This window comes from Mucilaginibacter sp. (assembly GCF_964263795.1).
Taxonomy (GTDB): Bacteria; Bacteroidota; Bacteroidia; order Sphingobacteriales; family Sphingobacteriaceae; genus Mucilaginibacter.
Genome location: NZ_CAXVWK010000010.1, coordinates 20,128 through 38,687 on the forward strand (window position 1 = coordinate 20,128; position 18,560 = coordinate 38,687).

15 protein-coding genes are annotated in these 18,560 nt (G+C 43.3%); 8 read left to right on the forward strand and 7 right to left on the reverse strand.

Annotated features, from left to right (window positions below):
* Positions 1 to 59 precede the first annotated feature (59 nt).
* Positions 60 to 1,241, forward strand: coding sequence for an AIR synthase related protein (locus ACE5CV_RS00880; RefSeq protein ID WP_374948260.1), 1,182 nt, complete (start codon positions 60 to 62; stop codon positions 1,239 to 1,241).
* 310 nt (positions 1,242 to 1,551) lie between these two features.
* Here ACE5CV_RS00880 and ACE5CV_RS00885 read toward each other — a convergent pair whose 3' ends face one another.
* Complete coding sequence (locus ACE5CV_RS00885; RefSeq protein ID WP_374948261.1) at positions 1,552 to 4,842, reverse strand: carboxypeptidase regulatory-like domain-containing protein; 3,291 nt, start codon at positions 4,840 to 4,842, stop codon at positions 1,552 to 1,554.
* Positions 4,843 to 5,164: 322 nt separating this feature from the next.
* On the opposite strand from ACE5CV_RS00885, the gene lpdA reads away from it, so the two are divergent.
* A complete protein-coding gene (gene lpdA, locus ACE5CV_RS00890) occupies positions 5,165 to 6,553 on the forward strand; it encodes a dihydrolipoyl dehydrogenase (protein ID WP_374948262.1) in 1,389 nt (462 codons plus the stop codon).
* Between the two features lie 124 nt (positions 6,554 to 6,677).
* Positions 6,678 to 8,234 carry an FAD-dependent oxidoreductase gene (locus ACE5CV_RS00895; protein ID WP_374948263.1) on the forward strand — a complete coding sequence of 519 codons (1,557 nt, stop codon included), beginning with the start codon at positions 6,678 to 6,680 and terminating at the stop codon, positions 8,232 to 8,234.
* Positions 8,235 to 8,285: 51 nt separating this feature from the next.
* On the opposite strand, the gene ACE5CV_RS00900 is transcribed toward ACE5CV_RS00895, so the two are convergent.
* On the reverse strand, positions 8,286 to 9,911 hold the full coding sequence (locus tag ACE5CV_RS00900) for a carboxylesterase/lipase family protein (protein WP_374948264.1): 1,626 nt from the start codon (positions 9,909 to 9,911) through the stop codon (positions 8,286 to 8,288).
* 93 nt (positions 9,912 to 10,004) lie between these two features.
* Between ACE5CV_RS00900 and ACE5CV_RS00905 the strand changes: the two genes are divergently transcribed.
* Genes ACE5CV_RS00905 through ACE5CV_RS00920 form a run of 4 tightly spaced genes read left to right on the forward strand, consistent with a single transcriptional unit; the run spans position 10,005 to position 12,302 of the window.
* Positions 10,005 to 10,730: an NUDIX domain-containing protein gene (locus tag ACE5CV_RS00905; protein ID WP_374948265.1), complete on the forward strand. Its 726-nt coding sequence runs from the start codon at positions 10,005 to 10,007 to the stop codon at positions 10,728 to 10,730.
* Positions 10,731 to 10,747: 17 nt separating this feature from the next.
* Positions 10,748 to 11,035, forward strand: coding sequence for a SelT/SelW/SelH family protein (locus tag ACE5CV_RS00910; RefSeq protein ID WP_374948266.1), 288 nt, complete (start codon positions 10,748 to 10,750; stop codon positions 11,033 to 11,035).
* A gap of 59 nt (positions 11,036 to 11,094) precedes the next feature.
* Entirely contained in the window at positions 11,095 to 11,529 is a 435-nt protein-coding gene (locus tag ACE5CV_RS00915) for an RrF2 family transcriptional regulator (RefSeq protein ID WP_374948267.1), read from the forward strand.
* Positions 11,530 to 11,582: 53 nt separating this feature from the next.
* Positions 11,583 to 12,302 carry a class I SAM-dependent methyltransferase gene (locus tag ACE5CV_RS00920; protein WP_374948268.1) on the forward strand — a complete coding sequence of 240 codons (720 nt, stop codon included), beginning with the start codon at positions 11,583 to 11,585 and terminating at the stop codon, positions 12,300 to 12,302.
* Positions 12,303 to 12,381: 79 nt separating this feature from the next.
* Here the strand turns inward: ACE5CV_RS00920 and ACE5CV_RS00925 are convergent, their stop codons facing one another.
* Positions 12,382 to 13,101 carry an RluA family pseudouridine synthase gene (locus ACE5CV_RS00925; RefSeq protein WP_374948269.1) on the reverse strand — a complete coding sequence of 240 codons (720 nt, stop codon included), beginning with the start codon at positions 13,099 to 13,101 and terminating at the stop codon, positions 12,382 to 12,384.
* Positions 13,102 to 13,250: 149 nt separating this feature from the next.
* On the opposite strand from ACE5CV_RS00925, the gene ACE5CV_RS00930 reads away from it, so the two are divergent.
* Complete coding sequence (locus ACE5CV_RS00930) at positions 13,251 to 13,778, forward strand: hypothetical protein (protein WP_374948270.1); 528 nt, start codon at positions 13,251 to 13,253, stop codon at positions 13,776 to 13,778.
* Positions 13,779 to 13,829: 51 nt separating this feature from the next.
* Here the strand turns inward: ACE5CV_RS00930 and ACE5CV_RS00935 are convergent, their stop codons facing one another.
* The 4 genes from ACE5CV_RS00935 to ACE5CV_RS00950 form a co-directional block, all read right to left on the reverse strand.
* Positions 13,830 to 14,516: a response regulator transcription factor gene (locus tag ACE5CV_RS00935; protein ID WP_374948271.1), complete on the reverse strand. Its 687-nt coding sequence runs from the start codon at positions 14,514 to 14,516 to the stop codon at positions 13,830 to 13,832.
* A gap of 95 nt (positions 14,517 to 14,611) precedes the next feature.
* A complete protein-coding gene (locus ACE5CV_RS00940; RefSeq protein ID WP_374948272.1) occupies positions 14,612 to 15,736 on the reverse strand; it encodes a redoxin domain-containing protein in 1,125 nt (374 codons plus the stop codon).
* Between the two features lie 4 nt (positions 15,737 to 15,740).
* Positions 15,741 to 17,210 carry an Asp-tRNA(Asn)/Glu-tRNA(Gln) amidotransferase subunit GatB gene (gatB, locus tag ACE5CV_RS00945; RefSeq protein WP_374948273.1) on the reverse strand — a complete coding sequence of 490 codons (1,470 nt, stop codon included), beginning with the start codon at positions 17,208 to 17,210 and terminating at the stop codon, positions 15,741 to 15,743.
* A 156-nt stretch (positions 17,211 to 17,366) separates the two neighbouring features.
* On the reverse strand, positions 17,367 to 18,560 hold a 1,194-nt coding region (locus ACE5CV_RS00950; protein ID WP_374948274.1), incomplete at its 5' end, for a DHHA1 domain-containing protein.

Genomic DNA, 18,560 nt, shown 5'->3' on the forward strand with positions numbered 1-18,560 from the left:
TAGAAATGGCAAAGTAATAATTTTGACGCTCAAAAATTTATTAAGCAGTATATTTGCCCATGAATTCTTCGCAAAGGTACGATCAACGGGGCGTGTCTGCATCAAAAGATGATGTACATAATGCTATTAAAAACATTGATAAAGGTATATTCCCTAAAGCCTTCTGTAAAATAGTCCCTGATATATTAACTAACGATGCCGCTTACTGCAATATTATGCATGCCGATGGTGCCGGCACCAAATCGTCATTAGCTTATACCTATTGGAAAGAAACTGGCGACCTATCTGTTTGGCGCGGTATAGCGCAGGATGCAATTATCATGAACCTGGACGACTTGCTTTGTGTAGGCGCTACGGATAACATCCTACTGTCGTCAACCATTGGTCGTAATAAAAACCTTATTCCCGGCGAGGTGATCGCAGCCATAATCAATGGTACCGAAGAGATCCTTGCCGAATTACGTGAAGCCGGCATCGGCATCTACTCTACAGGCGGCGAAACGGCCGACGTTGGCGACCTGGTGCGGACGATAATAGTAGATTCGACCGTGACCTGCCGCATGAAGCGCGAAGATGTGATCTCCAATGACCGTATTAAGCCGGGCGATGTAATTATTGGCCTTGCATCCTACGGGCAGGCTAATTATGAAACGGAATACAATGGCGGGATGGGTTCTAATGGCCTTACCTCTGCACGCCATGATGTATTTAACAAAACAATTGCCAATCAGTACCCGGAAAGTTTTGACCCGGCCGTTCCTGCCGACCTTGTTTTCTCGGGCAGCAAAGGCCTTACCGACAAAATTGACATCGGCGACGGGCAACAAGTAACAGCCGGTAAGCTGGTATTATCGGCCACCCGTACTTATGCGCCTGTCATCAAAGCCATGTTAGATAAGTACCGCAGCCAGATAAACGGAATGGTGCACTGCAGTGGCGGCGCCCAAACTAAAGTGCTGCACTTTATAGATAACCTGCATATCATCAAAAATAACCTCTTCCCCGTCCCACCGCTTTTTGAGTTGATCCAAAAGGAATCAAATACCAGTTGGCAGGAAATGTATAAAGTATTTAACATGGGGCACCGTATGGAGCTTTATGTACCGCAAGCGATCGCAGCCGATCTGATCAGCATTTCACAAAGCTTCGGTGTGGAAGCGCAGATCATCGGCCATGTAGAAGCAGCCAACAAAAAACAGGTAACGGTAAACTCGCCTTACGGAGAATTTATTTACCATTAAAAAACGGTACAACTATTAACAAAGGTTTACACTTTTTTTTAAATTTTCATTTAACCTGTTAACAATAAGCACTTTACAAAAAACGTGGGTTAACATAAATTTGAGGTAAAATCAAGTGTTTCCGCCTGGCTTTACTAAATTAAAAAGGCAGCTTTTAGCTTATCCCTGCCTCACAGATATTGAACAACAAAGCCCTGCCGGTCCGGCAGGGCTTTGTTGTTCGCAACGGATCACATTTTCAACTGCTAAACCCTTTAAAGCAAAAAAGCCTCCCAAATTGGGAGGCTTTTTTGCTTATGTTAAGCTTTGCTTAGTTAAAGATGTATCTGAAACCAAGCTGAGCTTGCCAGCGTGATGCTTGTGAAGTACCGTTACCAAATGTGCTGGTAAGTGGTATTTGATTAGCATTATCAAAGTAAGGGAATGAGTAAGTTGGTTTCCCTGTAGCAGCATCAATACCTTTGTAAGCTAAGATACCTGCACGGTTAACAAACTTGTAGTTACCCCAGTTCCTGTAAAGGAAGTTACCTAAGTTGATCATGTTAAATTCAAAACGTAAGGTGTTTTTGATTTTACCTGAAGTTTGGTATACGTCCTGAGTGAAGTTAAAGTTTACCTGGTGGAAGTAAGGTAATACCAGACCGTTACGCTCAGCATACTTGCCTCTGCGTTTGCTCAGGTATGGATCCTGATTGATGTAAGCGTTAAGTTGAGCATAGATCTGACCAACAGAACGGTTATCAAAGTTAGCACCCGCAGTTGTGTTATCTTTCACTAAAACGATATCAGTTGCATCTTTAGGAACGTACATTAAATCGTTAGAAGTTTGTCCGTCACCGTTAACGTCACCGTTGTAAGTATAAGATGCGCTACCAACGTTAGCAGCTTCGTAAGTTAAGCCTACTGAAGTTACCAAATGGTTAAGGTACTCTTTACGGTATGACATTGAAGCAATAACGCGGTTAGGCTGACGGAAGTTGGTATAAGAAGCAACATCAGCATTTGGATCGTTAGTTACCGGGCGATCTCTCCATGTTGATTGTGCAATAGAACCACCATCATTTACCGAACGTGCATCAGCATAAGTGTAAGCTACGTTAAAGTAGAATTCTTTAAATGTACGCTGTAACTGACCGGTAATGCTGTAAGCATAACCTTTGCTTGTGTTTTTAAGCAGGATAGCATCGGTAATGTTAGGCAATGCAGCAGTGTTACCACCTTGTGCAGCCGGAATTGACGGATACACAGTAGTGCTGCTGTAACGGAAACGTGGATCAGGACCTGCAAGAGTAGTACCTGAAGTTGGCAATGCAACGTTTACATAGTAAGCTGCATTGATATCTTTAGAGTAGATACCTTCTAAAGTACCAATGATACCGAATGGTAATTTTTGGTCGATAGCTACGTTAGCCCTGAAGTTAGATGGGAATTTGAAATCCTTATCTGTAATTGCAAGGTTATAAGAAGTGTTTGCAGCTGCACCTGTAGGCCTGTTAGCATCAACGTTAGGGTTAAATACTAAACGTGGGTCTGTTGTGGCAACACCGCCTGTACCAGGTACAAGGCTGTATGAACCAAATTGAACACCGTTGTTACTTGCCTGGTTAGATATGTAAACATAAGGAACCGGACCAGTGAATATACCCGCACCACCACGGATCTGGGTTGTACCCTGACCGTTAACATCCCAGTTGAAACCAACGCGAGGTGATACCTGCAACCTTGTTTTTGGATATTGTGAAGTGTTAACCTGGTAACCACCCTGGAAACGGGTTAAAGCAGCAGCAGCTGAGTTGAACTCGCTTGTGGTGTTATATACAGGGATATCAGCACGTACACCGTAAGTCAACTTAAAGTTGTCATTAACCTGCCATTTATCCTGTGCGTAAAAACCAATAGTGTAAGCTTTGATGTTTGCAAAAGGGAAAGAACCATCAGGTAATGCAGAGTAACGGAAATCATAACGTTGTGCAGTTGGTAAGCCCTGGTTAGCTGAAGCGTAGAAATCAGCTAAGCTATTAAAGCGGTAACCACCATTGTAGTTAGGTGCAAATCCGTTTTTGAATTTGTTGAATTCGTTTGCAGTACCAATGTTGATCTCGTGTTTACCGGCAAATATGGTAAACTGATCGCTAAACTGGTAAGTATCGGTATTTAACAAGTTGTTAGCTGTAAACGGCTCGTAACCAAATGAGGTTAAGTTACCGGTTGATGCTGATTCCTGGATATCAACCAATGGGAATGAACCACCACCCGGTGAGCCACGGAAATCGCGCAGCGCCTGGTAACCAACAGTTAATTTATTAGCGAATTTGGTACCGATACGGGTATTTAACTCAGCTATACCAATGTTAAAGTTGTTGTTGATGGTGTAATAAGATGAAAAGAACGGCAATACGTTAATGCTTGGGCTACGACCGTTGGTAGGTGAACCTGAAGCACTTGGAGGTACGTCACGTAAAGATTTCAAGTAAAAGTACTTTACAGATAACGTGTTGTTCTTATCAATGTTCCAATCTAACTTCGCAGTGATTTTATCTGAACGGGTACGTAAATTGAAGTTCTCGAAAGCACCGGCATCGTAGTTGTACTTGGTTTTCAAGAAAGTTTGTAAAGCAGTTAAATCTGCTAAAGTAGCACGTGAAATACTACCACCTGCTGATTGGCCCGGGCGTAAAGCACTGAATGACGACGAAGGGTCGCTGATTCTTTCCTGCTCACCAGAGATAAAGAAGAATAACTTGTTTTTAACAATTGCACCACCCGCACTGATACCGCGTTGGGTATAATCGATAGTTGGTTTGATAACTGTGTTAGTTAATGAGTTTAAACCAACAAGGCCTGCGCTACGTTTGTATAAGTAAGCAGTTCCTTTAAATTCGTTAGTACCAGATTTGGTTACGGTATTGATACCTGTACCTGCAAAACGGCCCTGAGTAACGTCAAACGGAGATACAGCTACCTGGATCTGCTCAATCGCATCCAAAGAAATTGGCTGAGAGTTGGTTTGACCACCTAATGAACTTGCTAAACCGAATGAGTTGTTAAATAAAGCACCATCAACAGTTAAGTTGTTACCATTTTGGTTACGACCACCAAAGTTGCTACCATTAGCAGTAGGCGTTAATTTGGTATAATCGCTGATAGACCTGCTGATAGTTGGCAAACGCTCAATTTGTGAACGGGTGATAGTTTCCTGTGAACCTGTTCTTGAGTTGTTAATTACCTTGTTTTGAGTGCTTGTAACCACAACCTCGCCTAACTGGCGGCTGCTTGGTAACAATTTAGAATCAATTTTCGATTCCTGTCCCAAAGCAAGGTTAATGTCATTTTGAACATTGCTTCCGAAACCAATAAAAGAATAAGTTACAGTGTAGGGACCGCCAACACGTAAGTTTGGTAAGTTGTACCTACCATCAACGCGTGACACGGTTGCGTAGTTGGTACCGGTAGGTGTGTGCACTGCCGTGATGGTAACACCCGGCAAAGGCAAACCCTTCTCGTCAACTACAGTACCCGATATACTACTTGTAGTTACCTGTGCAAAGGCAACTGTTGCAGTAAAAAGGGTGAATAATAATAAGAGTAAATGCTTCCTCATACTTGTTTGTTTTTGTTGAACTTTTAAAGTGATTTAATTTTACACAAATATAGATATTCAACTGATTGCCAATGTTAAGTTAGTGTTAACATTATTTTTATATTTTTCAACATTTTGGGTGATAATCGGTCTAAAATGAAATTATGATGAATTCTTACTGTAATATTTGCATTAATAAGGCCCGTTCAAACTATATGGTGTTAAGTTTGTGCAGGTGTGTGACAGCAGGGTAAAAAAAGCACGGATCAGCTCAATTTTTGTCTATTCCCCGCTTTTTGGTTAGCTTTGGTCTTTAAAATTAAAAAAACAGACACATAACTATATGGACTACGATTTAATTGTAATAGGTTCTGGCCCGGGTGGCTACGTTGCAGCCATACGCGCTTCGCAACTGGGTTTAAAAACAGCCATAGTTGAAAAAGAATCATTGGGCGGTCTTTGCCTTAACTGGGGTTGTATCCCTACCAAAGCTTTATTAAAAAGCGCCCAGGTATTTGAGTATTTAAACCACGCTGCCGATTATGGCATTAAAACCAGTGGCGGCGAAGTTGATTTTGAAGCCGTTATTAAAAGGAGCCGCGGTGTTGCTGATGGCATGAGCAAAGGTGTGCAGTTCTTAATGAAAAAAAATAAGATCGATGTTATTATAGGTCATGGCTCGCTTAAAAGCAAAGGCACTGTATCTGTAAAAATTAGCGATGGCACTACTAAAGACTTTACCGCAAAAAACATTATCCTGGCAACAGGCGGCCGCTCACGCGAGTTGCCTAACCTTAAACAGGACGGTAAGAAAATAATAGGTTACCGCCAGGCCATGATCCTGCCAAAACAACCAAAATCGATGGTTGTAGTAGGTTCAGGCGCTATCGGTATCGAGTTTGCCTATTTTTATAACTCTATTGGCACACAGGTAACTGTTGTAGAATTTTTAGACAACATTGTACCGTTGGAAGACGAAGAAATTTCAAAAGGCCTTTTACGCAGCCTTAAAAAACAGGGCATTAATATCATGACCAGCTCTACTGTTGAGTCGGTTGATACCAGCGGCGACATCTGTAAAGTAAATGTTAAAACTGCAACCGGCAACCAGGTATTAGAAGCAGAAATTGTTTTATCAGCCATCGGTATCTCCACAAATTTAGAAGGTATCGGCCTGGAAGAAAACGGTGTTAAAACCGATAAAGGCAAAGTATTGGTTGATGACTTTTATAAAACTAACGTTGATGGTGTTTACGCTATAGGCGACATTGTAAAAGGACAGGCCCTGGCTCACGTAGCATCTGCCGAAGGTATTATCTGTGTGGAAAAGATTGCAGGCCAAAATCCGCAGCCTTTAGATTACAACAACATCCCGGGATGTACCTACTGCTCACCTGAAGTTGCTTCTGTTGGTTATACTGAAAAAGCTGCTAAAGAGGCCGGTTACGAGATCAAAGTAGGTAAATTCCCATTCTCGGCATCGGGCAAAGCAAGTGCCGCAGGTGTTAAAGACGGCTTTGTAAAAGTGATCTTTGATGCTAAGTACGGTGAGTTTTTAGGTGCACACATGCTGGGCGCCAATGTTACCGAAATGATTGCCGAAGTAGTTACCGCGCGTAAGCTGGAAGCTACCGGTCATGAGATCATTAAATCTGTTCACCCTCATCCTACCATGAGTGAGGCAGTAATGGAAGCCGCTGCTGATGCGTATGGCGAGGTGATCCACCTTTAATATTATTAAATTAATTTTTTAACCCATAGTAAAGGGTGGCACCACATTTGTTTGTCAATTGGTGCCTGTATCAAGGCCGTCTCCACAAAAATGGAGATGGCCTTTTTCTTAAACCCTGACCACCATGGAAAATAACATTACTACTACCCGCAAACAAACACAACGTGACGGCAAAACGATGAGTGCCTGGCAGAAAGGCCCCTTTGATTTGGCCGCATCATCAATTAAGTTTTATGACGCTACCGTTTACGATACCCTTATTGTGGGTGGTGGCATAACCGGTTTAACCACCGCGTTGCTGCTGCAAAAAAACGGCAGGCAGTGTGTTATTGCCGAGGCTTACACTTTAGGCTACGGTACTACCGGCGGCACAAGCGCACACCTAAATACATTTTTTGATGCTACCTACGCGGATGTGGAAAGCGACTTTAGTGCAGAAGCTGCTAAATTATTAGCCAACTGCGGTAAGGAATCTTTCGGGATGATTGCCAACCTGGTTAATCAATATGAAATTGATTGCGACCTGGAGTACAAAGACGGCTATTTGTACGCCGAGACAGATGACGAGGTAAAAGCGCTGGATAATATTTTAGCTGCATCGCAAAAAGCAGGTATTGAAGTTGATATAGCCGACACCAACGGCGTCAAGGTGCCTTTTAAAAAGGCTATCGTTTTTAAAAAGCAGGGCCAGTTCCATCCCATAAAATATCTGTTTGGTTTGGCAAAAGCATTTACTGATGCCGGCGGTGTCATTTTAGAAAATACATTTATTCGCGACAGCAAATTTGAGGACGATATACATACTGCAATTGGTGATAGTATACAAATCAAAGCCAGGAACCTGGTTTACGCTACGCACCTTCCTCCCGGTATTAATATTTTTGATTTTGAATGTGCCCCTTACCGAAGCTATGTGCTGGGCTTGACCTTAAAAAACGACGCCGATTATCCGGATTGTTTGACCTATGATTCTAAAGACCCGTATCACTATTTCCGCACGCATGTAGTGAACGGCAAAAAGATAATGGTACTTGGCGGAGAAGATCATAAAACCGGGCACGACGACCCGGAAGCGGCTTTCCAAATTTTAGAAAATTATGCCCGTCAATATTACGAGGTCGAAGAAATTAAGTACAAATGGTCTGCGCAATATTACATTCCTGCAGATGGCCTACCTTATATAGGCCTATTACCCGGCGGCTATCCCAACATGTACGTAGCTACCGGTTATAACGGCAACGGTATGATGTTCGGCACCATATCCGGTAAAATTATAAGTGATGCTATAGTAGGTTCGGAAAACGCATATGCCGATCTGTTTAGCACAGGCAGGATAAAACCGGTTGCAGGTTTTATGGATTTTGTAAAAGAGAATGCGGATGTAGCTTACCGCTTTATTGCTGACAGGTTCTCGACAGACACTATCGACTCCTTTAAAGAAATTGCAGCAGGCACAGGTGCCATTGTGAAATATGATGGCGAACAGCTGGCCGTTTATAAAGATGCCGAAGGAAAAGTAACAGCGTTAAACCCTGTTTGCACGCATGCTAAATGCATTGTTTGCTTTAACCCATCAGAAAAAAGCTGGGATTGCCCATGCCATGGCGGCAGGTTTGATACCGATGGTAAGGTAATTACCGGCCCGCCAAGAAGTGATCTGCAAAAGGTTAACGTACATTAAACAAAAAAGCCGCCCTTTAATAAGGGCGGCTTGAACGGTTGTTTCGGCTTATTATTTCATGTATTCTTTATCAAGGAATTGATATCTTCCCTTTAATTGTGCGCTTTCCTTTTCAAGAACGGTTTTAACATCAAGATTAATAAATGATACCGGGCTGCCCTTTGTATTGGCCGACCACTTAGGCACACCTACTCCGTTGGGGTTGCCGGTTTTTATGAAATTAGCAAAGTAGGTCTCCATTGTTTCAGATACTTTATAGTCTTCAGGCGTCCAGGCGTAAGCGTCGTTAGTTGACAGGTTTCCCATTGCATATTCAATTTCAAAAGCATGTGGCGCACCTGCATAGCCCTGTGGTGGTTTAGGCGCAGGTTTAGCCGGATCATTTTTGTTGAATCCACCTGCCAGGCCTGGTGTTGAACCGGCCATTTTAGCACTCATTGGTGGTTTAACTTTCGAGAATACGTACCTGTAAACCGGCTTGCCACTGGTTTGTGCATGGGCATCTGCCCACTTCCAGGTACTGTAAACAATAAAGCGGTCGCTGGCCAGCTCTGTAGCCGATCTGATTACCTCAGCTTCTGTTGCGCCCGGATAAAGTTTGGCTACTTCGCCGGCTTTATCTTTGTAAAACACCTGCAACTGTTTCATGTAGTTTTCAGGCGTTGGAGGCAGTCCGAACATTACAGCCTGAAACGGTATCTCGGCCGAATTCCATCCTGCAAGCAATGGCACTTTGGCCTGCTCACCTGCGGCGAATGAATCTTCAGGTTTTTTGATCAAAAAGTAACCATCGACAGTTGGTGACATTGGCGGCGTGCCTGGTTTTGAGGCATCATCCAATAATTTATCTGCCGGGATAGCGCGCAAAGCAGCCAGTGTAGTCGCACCTATTTTCTCACCGAATTTAACGCCATTTTGCTCACCGTTAGCTAAAGGTATAGCAGGCAGCGTAGGATTGATCATAGCACCACTTTCACCAATTGCACCCGCTATCAGGTCTTTTGATAAGGGTGACACCATTTGTGCAGATACCGCTATGGAACCCGCTGACTCCCCTGCTATGGTCACCCGTTTAGGATCACCGCCAAAAGCAGCTATATTTTCCTTTACCCAGCGCAGTGCCGCGGCCTGATCAAGCAAACCATAATTGCCAGACGCCTGGTGCGCCGACTCCTTGGTTAATTCCGGGTGCGACATAAACCCAAAAACGCCCAAGCGATAATTTACCGTTAAAGCAATAATACCACGTTTAGCCATGCTTTCACCATCATAACGGCGTTCCGAACCATCGCCGGCTGCAAAACCGCCGCCATAAAAATAAACCAGCACAGGTAATTTTTCCTTAGCAGGCTTTGCGGGTACCCAAACATTCAGATAAAGGCAATCTTCACTCATTCCCGGCGAACGAAAGCCCATATCGCCGAATACTTTTTTCTGCATGGCATTGTACCCGAACGAGTCACATTTGCGCACGCCTGTCCACCCGTTAACAGGTTGCGGTTCTTTCCATCGCAGGTCACCTATTGGCGGCTGGGCAAACGGAATGCCCTTGAAACTATGTACACCCGATTTCTCATTGGTACCTTCCAGGGTTCCGTTGGCAATTTTGACTTGCATTTGAGCAAAGGTTAAAGCGCAGGCCATTTGCGCAAGTAGCAGTAAACCTAATTTTTTCATGTAGTTTGATGTTAAAGACCTTTATTGTATCATTATGTTACAATAATAATTTGTATTATTGGCATTAGCAAATTATCGCACGTAAATCATTCTATGCAGCGTAAAAAAAATAATGAAAGTGACCCTGCCGGCGAAGGCTTTATTCACAACCTTGCCATTGATGCCGTAATTTTCGGATTTCACGATAACCAACTTAAAGTACTGCTGATGCAGTATAGCAAAACGGGTTATGTTGTACTGCCGGGCGGCTTTGTTAAACAGGATGAGAACCTTGATGATGCTGCCATGCGCGTTGCCACCCAACGCACCGGCCTTACAAATATATTTTTAGAGCAGTTTCACGTATTTGGCGACGTTGCCCGTTTTGATCCGGAACCTTTTAAAGCGATCATGAAAGCTAACGGTGCCAACCCTGAGCCACAGCACTGGTTATTGAAGCGCTTTATCAGCATCGGCTATTATGCACTGGTAGATTTTACTAAAGTTACACCCACACCCGACAAGCTGTTTGACAGTTGTGGCTGGTATGATTTGGACAAATTGCCGGCATTGATCCAGGATCATGCGCAAATTATCCGGACGGCGTTAACAACCTTGCGCAACCGGCTGGACGATCAGCTGATCGGATTTAACCTGCTGCCTGCCGAATTCACTATGGGCAACCTGCAATCTCTCTACGAAACAATTTTAGGCAAACCATTGCTGCGCCCCGCGTTTCAGCGTAAAATGCTGGCTATCGGCATATTACAACGCCTTAATAAAAAATACAGCGGCGGTGCGCATAAAGCCCCGTACCTTTATAAATTCATTTCCAAATAAGGGCTACATTTATAGCCATGAAACCTACCGTTATTATTGAGTACTGCCCAAAATGTAACTGGATGTTGCGCGCCGCCTATATGGCGCAGGAATTGCTAAGCACTTTTACCGATGATGTTTATGGCATAACCCTGCAACCAAGCGAAACGGCAGGCAGGTACACTATACGGGTTGACGACCAGGTGATATTTGACCGAAAAGACCGGGGGCGGTTCCCGGAAATTAAGGAGCTAAAGCAATTAATAAGAGATGTGGTTTGCCCCGATAAAAGCCTGGGCCATTCTGACAAAACTAACAACGGGTAATTTTTTCACATTATGCTTTAACAAATTTGTTTGCGTACTTTTGTGAATTATATCAGTAAATGCTCTCTAAAAAAACAAAATACGCTATTAAAGCCCTTGTGGCGATGGGTAAAAATATGGGCAACCCGCCTATGCAAATTTCCAAAATAGCCGAGCTTGAAAAGATCCCTAAAAAGTTCCTGGAGCAGATTCTGCTTGATCTGCGTAATGCGGGTTTTTTATACAGCAAAAAAGGTGCGGGTGGTGGTTACAGTTTAAATAAGGACCCCAAAGATATTTTCCTGGTAAATATCATGCGCATAACCGATGGGCCCATTGCCATGGTGCCATGCGCCAGTCTAAACTTTTATCACCGCTGTGATGAGTGCCACCAGGAACATACCTGCGGAATCCGGGATGTATTTATTGAAGTGCGCGATGCTTCATTAAAAATCCTGTCAGAAACCAGCGTAGCAGATATTATCGCCCGCGAAACCAACCTCATTAATCTCTAGTACCCAGGATAAATAATCGCTAAACTATCCGGTAGTTAGGGTGTTTATCAATTATGCTTTATCTCCGGTTATCCTTTTTGTTGATCTTCCCCTTGCTTTGCACCCATCGCCCTGCACAGCAAAAACCTAAAACAGATTCTGCATACACATATAAGCCGGCAAGCCGTGATGGCAAGGGCAAAATGTATTATGGGCGCGAAATTGCACAGGTAATGAGCTTTGAAGGCGCCGACTGGCTGGAACGTAACAACCGGCAAGAAGAAGAAAATACCGCACTGGCTATTTCTAAATTACCATTAAAAAAGAACAGTGTAGTTGCAGATATAGGTGCAGGCACAGGTTATTACACATTTAAAATTGTCCGCCGTGTGCCAAACGGAAGGGTTTATGCGGTAGAGATTCAGGATGACGCTATCGCCTATTTAAAAGACCGAAGCAAAAAGTTAAACCAGCTGAACGTATCGGTTGTTAAAGGGTCTGATAAGTCGCCAAACCTGCCGGATGCTGCTGTAGATCTGGCGATAATGGTTGATGTGTATCATGAGCTTTATTACCCGCATGAGATGCTGCAAGGCATTCGTAAAGCACTTAAACCAAACGGTAAACTGTTGTTATTAGAGTACCGTGCTGAAGACCCGGCAGTAGCCATAAAAGAACTACACAAAATGAGTGTAACGCAGGTAAATAAAGAAATGAAAGCCAATGGGTTTCAGTTGGTGCAGGATGGTGAGTTTATGCCGATACAACACTTCTTGGTTTACCAGAAAGATTAGTTCGGTAAGATTTCGAATATGTTTCTGATCTTCTGTATAGCTTATATCTACGCTTATAAGGACAGTTCTGTCTTGCGAGCTACAAATCAAATTTTTCAAGCAGCTTCAGTAACGTCTCAAAATCTTTAGGATATGGGGCATGAACAGTTACATCCTCACCATTCATCAGTTTAAAAGTAACCTCATAGGCATGCAGGGCAAACCGTTTCATGATAGGCAGTTCTTCCTGATCTTTACCTAAATGATATTTACGTTTAATTTTCGATAACATTACCGGCTGGCCCTTGTACATGTCGTCACCTGCGATAGAGGCGCGCTGGGTAGCCAGGTGAATACGGATCTGGTGCATCCTGCCCGTTACCGGCCGGCATTCTACCAGTGTATAGTGCTTAAAATATTTAAGCGACTGAAACCAGGTTTCGGCCCTTTTACCATCCTGCCGGCTTATCGTTACACTGCTTTTGCCCACGTTAAGAATAGGAAGATCAATGAAAAGCTCATCAAATACGTGTGTCCCGTCTATAACTGCGTGGTAAACCTTTTTTACCTTACGTCGCTCAAACTGCATGGATACCGAGCGATACGCTTCAGGGTTTTTGGCTATTATCAGCGCGCCGGAGGTTTCTTTGTCCAGCCGGTGGCAGATCTGTGCATCGGCAGAATATTGTTTAGCCAGGCGCAGCATATTTACCTCGCCCCCCTCCCGCTCATCTAACGAACTGATGAACGGCGGTTTATTAACCACAATCACATCATCATCTTCAAATAATATCAGGTCGGCAAACTTTGGAAACTTCATAGCCTGCAAAAATACGCTTTATAATTTTAAGAATAAATGAAATAAAAAGACGGGAACGCTAGCCAGCCGTCCATCGGCCTGTTCCAAACAAAATAAATTGACACGCGTTAAACACTTATCTATCAATCTATTTACCTAAATAAAACATTATGAGCACCAAAAGCACACAACCAGTAGAGAAAGGCTTTTTTGAAAAGATCAAAGAATCTATTGAAGAATTTTGGGATGGCACCAAAGAAAATACCGAAGACCTGAAAGATAAAGCTGAAAATAAATTCAATGATCTGAAAGAAAAAGTTTCAACCAAAAAGGCCTCAGTAACAAAAAAAGCAAGTTCAGCAAAAAACGCCGTAACGAAAAAAGCAGCAGCAGCTAAAGATTCGGCTGCCAAAAAAACAACGGAAACTACTGATAAAGCAAAAAAAGAAACTGCCGATATTAAAGGTAAAGCCGATACCAAAGCGAAGGCAGTTACTCATAAAGCCCAAACCGAAACAACGGCTGCAAAAAAAGCGGTAACAGGTATTAAAGCAAAGGCTACAACCAAAGCAAAAGCGGTAAGTGACAAAGCTAAGGCAGATGTAGCATCGATTAAAAAAACTACTGCACCTAAGCCAGCAACTAAGAAGACGGCAACCGCTGCGAAAAAATACACACCAGCCGCTAAAAAAGCTTAATATATAAGGCATTAAACAAAAACGGCCTCCAATATTTGGAGGCCGTTTTTATTATGCTTCGAACTTGTAGCCGACACCTTTTACGGTGGCGACACAATCATCCCCTAATTTTTCGCGCAGTTTACGTACGTGCACATCAATAGTACGGTTAGTAACCACTACAGAATCTTCCCAGATACTTTTCAGGATCACCTCACGGGTATAAACTTTGCCCGGTTTGGATGCCAGTAAGTAAAGTAATTCAAACTCTTTTTTTGCCAGTACAACCTTTACGCCATCTTTGTAAACAAGGTAAGCTTCGCGGTCAATCACCAGGTCGCCAATTTCCAGTTTGTTATCAATAACTTCTTCTGGTGATGAATTACGACGAAGGATAGCGTTAATGCGGCTAACCAACGCACGTGGCTTAATAGGTTTTGCGATGTAGTCATCAGCGCCAACATTAAAGCCGGCAATTTCAGAGTACTCTTCGCTGCGGGCGGTTAAAAATACCATAAACGTATTTTTGAACTCTGGCATGGTACGCATGATGCGGCAAGCCTCGATGCCATCCATTTTAGGCATCATAATATCTAACACAATAAGGTCTGGCTGTGTCCGTTTTGCTTCGGCCACCGCCTCTTGCCCGTTACGGGCAGAATATACCTGGTAACCCTCTTTTTTTAAGTTGTATTCAATCAACTCTAAAATATCAGGTTCGTCGTCAACAATCAATATCTTCTGTTTACCAGTGCTCATGTAAGGTTAATTTTTGCATAAAAGTATAATCTTAATGATAGCTAACAGTTAAAGGTACATTAACAAATTGTTAATTTTTACAGTATGTTAACTATTTATTGAACCTTATTGAACGTTTTGTTTAAGAAAGCTTCAAGATCAGAGCCGGTAACATTCTTAGCGACGATAACCCCCTGCGGGTCGATGATGTAATTTGAGGGGATGGCTTCAATACGGTAGAGACGCTCTGTTGCGCCATCAAACCGCTGTAATTCAGATGCATGTGTCCAGCTTAAGCCATCAGCCCTTACCGCGCCTGCCCAATCTTTCTTCTCTGTATCTAACGATATTCCCAGAATGTTAAAGCCCTTTGATTTGAACTTATTGTATTGCTTAACCACATTAGGGTTTTCCTGCCTGCAGGGAACGCACCATGATGCCCAAAAATCAAGCATTACGTATTTGCCTTTATAGTCCGCAAGTTTAATTTGTTTGCCGTCAATGCTTTGCATAGCAAATTCAGGAGCCTTATGCCCAACGGATAGCGGTTTGGCTGCTTCCATTTGTTTAATAAAGCGCTGTACACCCGGGTTATCTTTAAACTCATCTTTGATCTCGTTCGCGTAGGCTACCAATTCTTTTTCGTACTTAAACTGATCTAGGGAGGTAGCCGCATAAAAGCCTGCCAGCGATTTTTTGTTATTCTTTACAAACTTCAAAACCTCTGTACTATAGTCACTAATGTTTTTTTGAAACTGCGGCATATAAACCTTGATCAGCGAATCAGATTCTTTACCAAGCGCTTCAGATTTGGCGGTATACTCGTCAGAAAGTTTGCTGTTTTTATCACCGTAAAAATTACTGATCTTATTAAATTCTTTGATCTTTTCAGATGCATCTGATCCGGAGATTTTATATGGATGCGCCAGGTCGGCTATGTCGGTTTCAAATTGCAGGTCGTCGCCGTTCTTTGCAACAAAGTCAAATATGCTGCCGCCAATACGCAACTTGTATAAATTTGCATAAGGTGCGGGATGTTTAAATTCAAACTGGTTGCTGCCGTTCAGGTCGGTAGAATCAATAATGCTTACCTGTGTAGTATCGGCCACTAAAAGATAAACCTTTTTTGAATTACCGGGATTGCTAACTGTACCTTTTATGGTAAAGTCATCTTTGCTTTTACAGGAGAATAAAACTACCGACGCCAATAACGCCAGGCAAATGTTCAGACGGATTTTCATTATACTATTTAGCTTCTAATTCCCTTATCAATAACTGGTTTGTTTTTTGCGCGTCTATTTTCCCTTTAGAAAGTTTCATTACCTCGCCCATAAACAAGCCTAAAACGCCCTTTTTACCCTTTTGGTATTCAACTACCTTGTCAGGAAACTTAGCTAATGCCGCACGGATAAACCCATCCACTTCTGATGTATCCTGATTGATCAACAGGTTCATTTCTTTAGCCAGTTGGTCGGCACTTTTACCAGTTCCTTTCAGCATCTCCGGAAATAATTTTTGAGCAGCTACGGAGTTATTTATTTTACCCTCATCTATCAGCTTTATTAACCCTGCCAGCTGTTGTGGCGTAAGGCTCAAATCGGCAATATTAGTATTATGGTCATTCAGATACGATTTAACCGACCCCATCAGCCAGTTAGCGGCAGATTTATAATTATTGGTTTGGCCTATCAGTGCCTCAAAATAATTGGCGAAATCTTTATCAGCGGTAATAACTCCTGCGTCGTAGTCGGACAGGCCAAGCTGACCGGTATACCTGGCAAACAGCTCATGCGGAAGCGCCGGCATATTTTTACGGATGCTGTCGAGTTCTGCTTCGGTAATACGCACCGGCAATAGGTCAGGCTCGGGGAAGTAGCGGTAATCGTTAGCCATTTCTTTTGAACGCAGTACCGATGTTTCGCCGGTATCAGCGTTAAAATTCAGCGTATTTTGATCTATATGACCACCCTCTTCTATAATCGCTACCTGCCGGGCAAACTCATGCTCGATAGCCCGCTGTACATTACGGATAGAATTCAGATTTTTTACTTCGCAACGGTTTCCGTATTCGGTCGCGCCTTTTAACCGGACAGAAATATTGGCATCGCAACGCATACTTCCTTCTTCCATATTGCCATCGCAAATATCCAGGTAACGTAGCGTACGCCTTATTTCGGTTAAAAATTGTCCTGCCTCTTCGGCGCTGCGCAGATCGGGTTCTGATACGATCTCGATCAGTGGCACCCCTGCCCTGTTCAGGTCTATCAGTGAAAATTCATCGTGCTGGTCATGCGTGCTTTTGCCGGCATCATCTTCCATATGAATATGATGCATGGCAATATTTTTTGAAGAACCGTCGCTCAGTTTAACGGTTACGTATCCGCCTAAACACACAGGCTGCTGATCCTGCGTGGTTTGAAAACCTTTAGGCAGATCAGCATAAAAATAATTTTTACGGGCGAAGGTGTTAGTAAGATTGATGCTGCAATGGCAGGCTAAACCCATTTTAACGGCATACTCAACCATGCGCTTATTAATGCGTGGCAAGGTTCCGGGATGGCCAAGGGAAACCGGACTGACGTTATGATTAGGACTAGCGCCAAATGCTGCCGAATCTGCTGAGAAAGCTTTACTTAAAGTAGATAATTGCGCGTGCACCTCTAACCCAACAACTAACTCATATTTATCACTCACGCTGCTATTTAGAACTGTCATACTGTATATTCAGCTGATGCTCAGCCTTGATCAAACCTGTCAAATATAATGTTAATTATATTTTATGCAGATATTATTTAATTAACAACACATGCGATTCGAACGGGAACAGAACGAAATGTCGCTCGTTCGAAATGACCCTGGGTAATATTTAGACTACCCGATGAACGTCCTGGCTTTTGCCAATGCATTATCAATACCGTTTATATCGCTGCCGCCGGCGGTCGCGTAAAACGGCTGACCGCCGCCCCCACCTTTTACCTCTTTGGCCAGTTCTTTAATAATATTGCCGGCATGCAGGCCTTTATCCTTTACCAGGTTCTCGGCAATCATTACGGTAATATTCGGTTTGCCGTTAATATCGGCAGCCAATACCAGGAACAAATCAGATACGATATCTTTAAGCTGATAAGCCAGGTTTTTTACCGCATCGGCGTTAGGCAGGGATACCCTCTGGGCGATGAAATTGATTCCGTTTATTTTGTCAACCTTTTTAGCCAGCTCGTCTTTCAGTCCTGATGATTTTTCCAGTACCGATCTCTCGATCTCCTTTTTCAACCGGTTGTTTTCTTCCAGTAAGGTCTCGATGCTTTTGGCAATATCCTTTGGATTTTTTAACAGCTCTTTTAGCTGCTGCACTAGTTTGGTTTGCTCGATAATATAGTTCTCCGCAGCAATACCGGTTACCGCTTCTATACGGCGAACACCCGCGGCAACGGCACTTTCTGCAATTATCTTAAAGTAACCAATTTGCCCGGTTGCCTTTACGTGTGTACCACCGCAAAGCTCCTTGCTGAACGCGGCGTCGAATGTGATAACGCGGACATTATCGCCGTACTTTTCGCCAAACAAAGCGGTTACGCCGCTGGCAATTGCCTGCTGGTAAGGCACGTTGCGCTCTTCCTGCAGAAATATATTTTCGCGGATCTTTCCATTGACGATTGATTCTATCTGCGCAAGTTCTTCTTCGGTTACTTTTGCAAAGTGCGAGAAATCAAAACGCAGGTAGTCGGCATTTACCAGCGAACCTTTTTGATTGACGTGGGCACCCAATACCTGCTTCATGGCAGCATGCAGCAAATGCGTGGCGCTATGGTTATTGTTAGTGCTATTGCGTTTTTCGGCATCCACAATAGCGGTTAAGGCATCCTCAGGTGTCGATGGCAATTTATCCGTAAAGTGAACGATTAGGCCGTTCTCCTTTTTTGTATCGGTTACCTCGGTTATCTCGCCGTTAGGGAAAACCAGCTCGCCTTTGTCACCCACCTGGCCGCCGCTTTCGGCGTAGAACGGTGTTTTATCGAGTACGATCTGGAATTGCTCCTTGCCTTTAGCCGTTACCTTACGGTA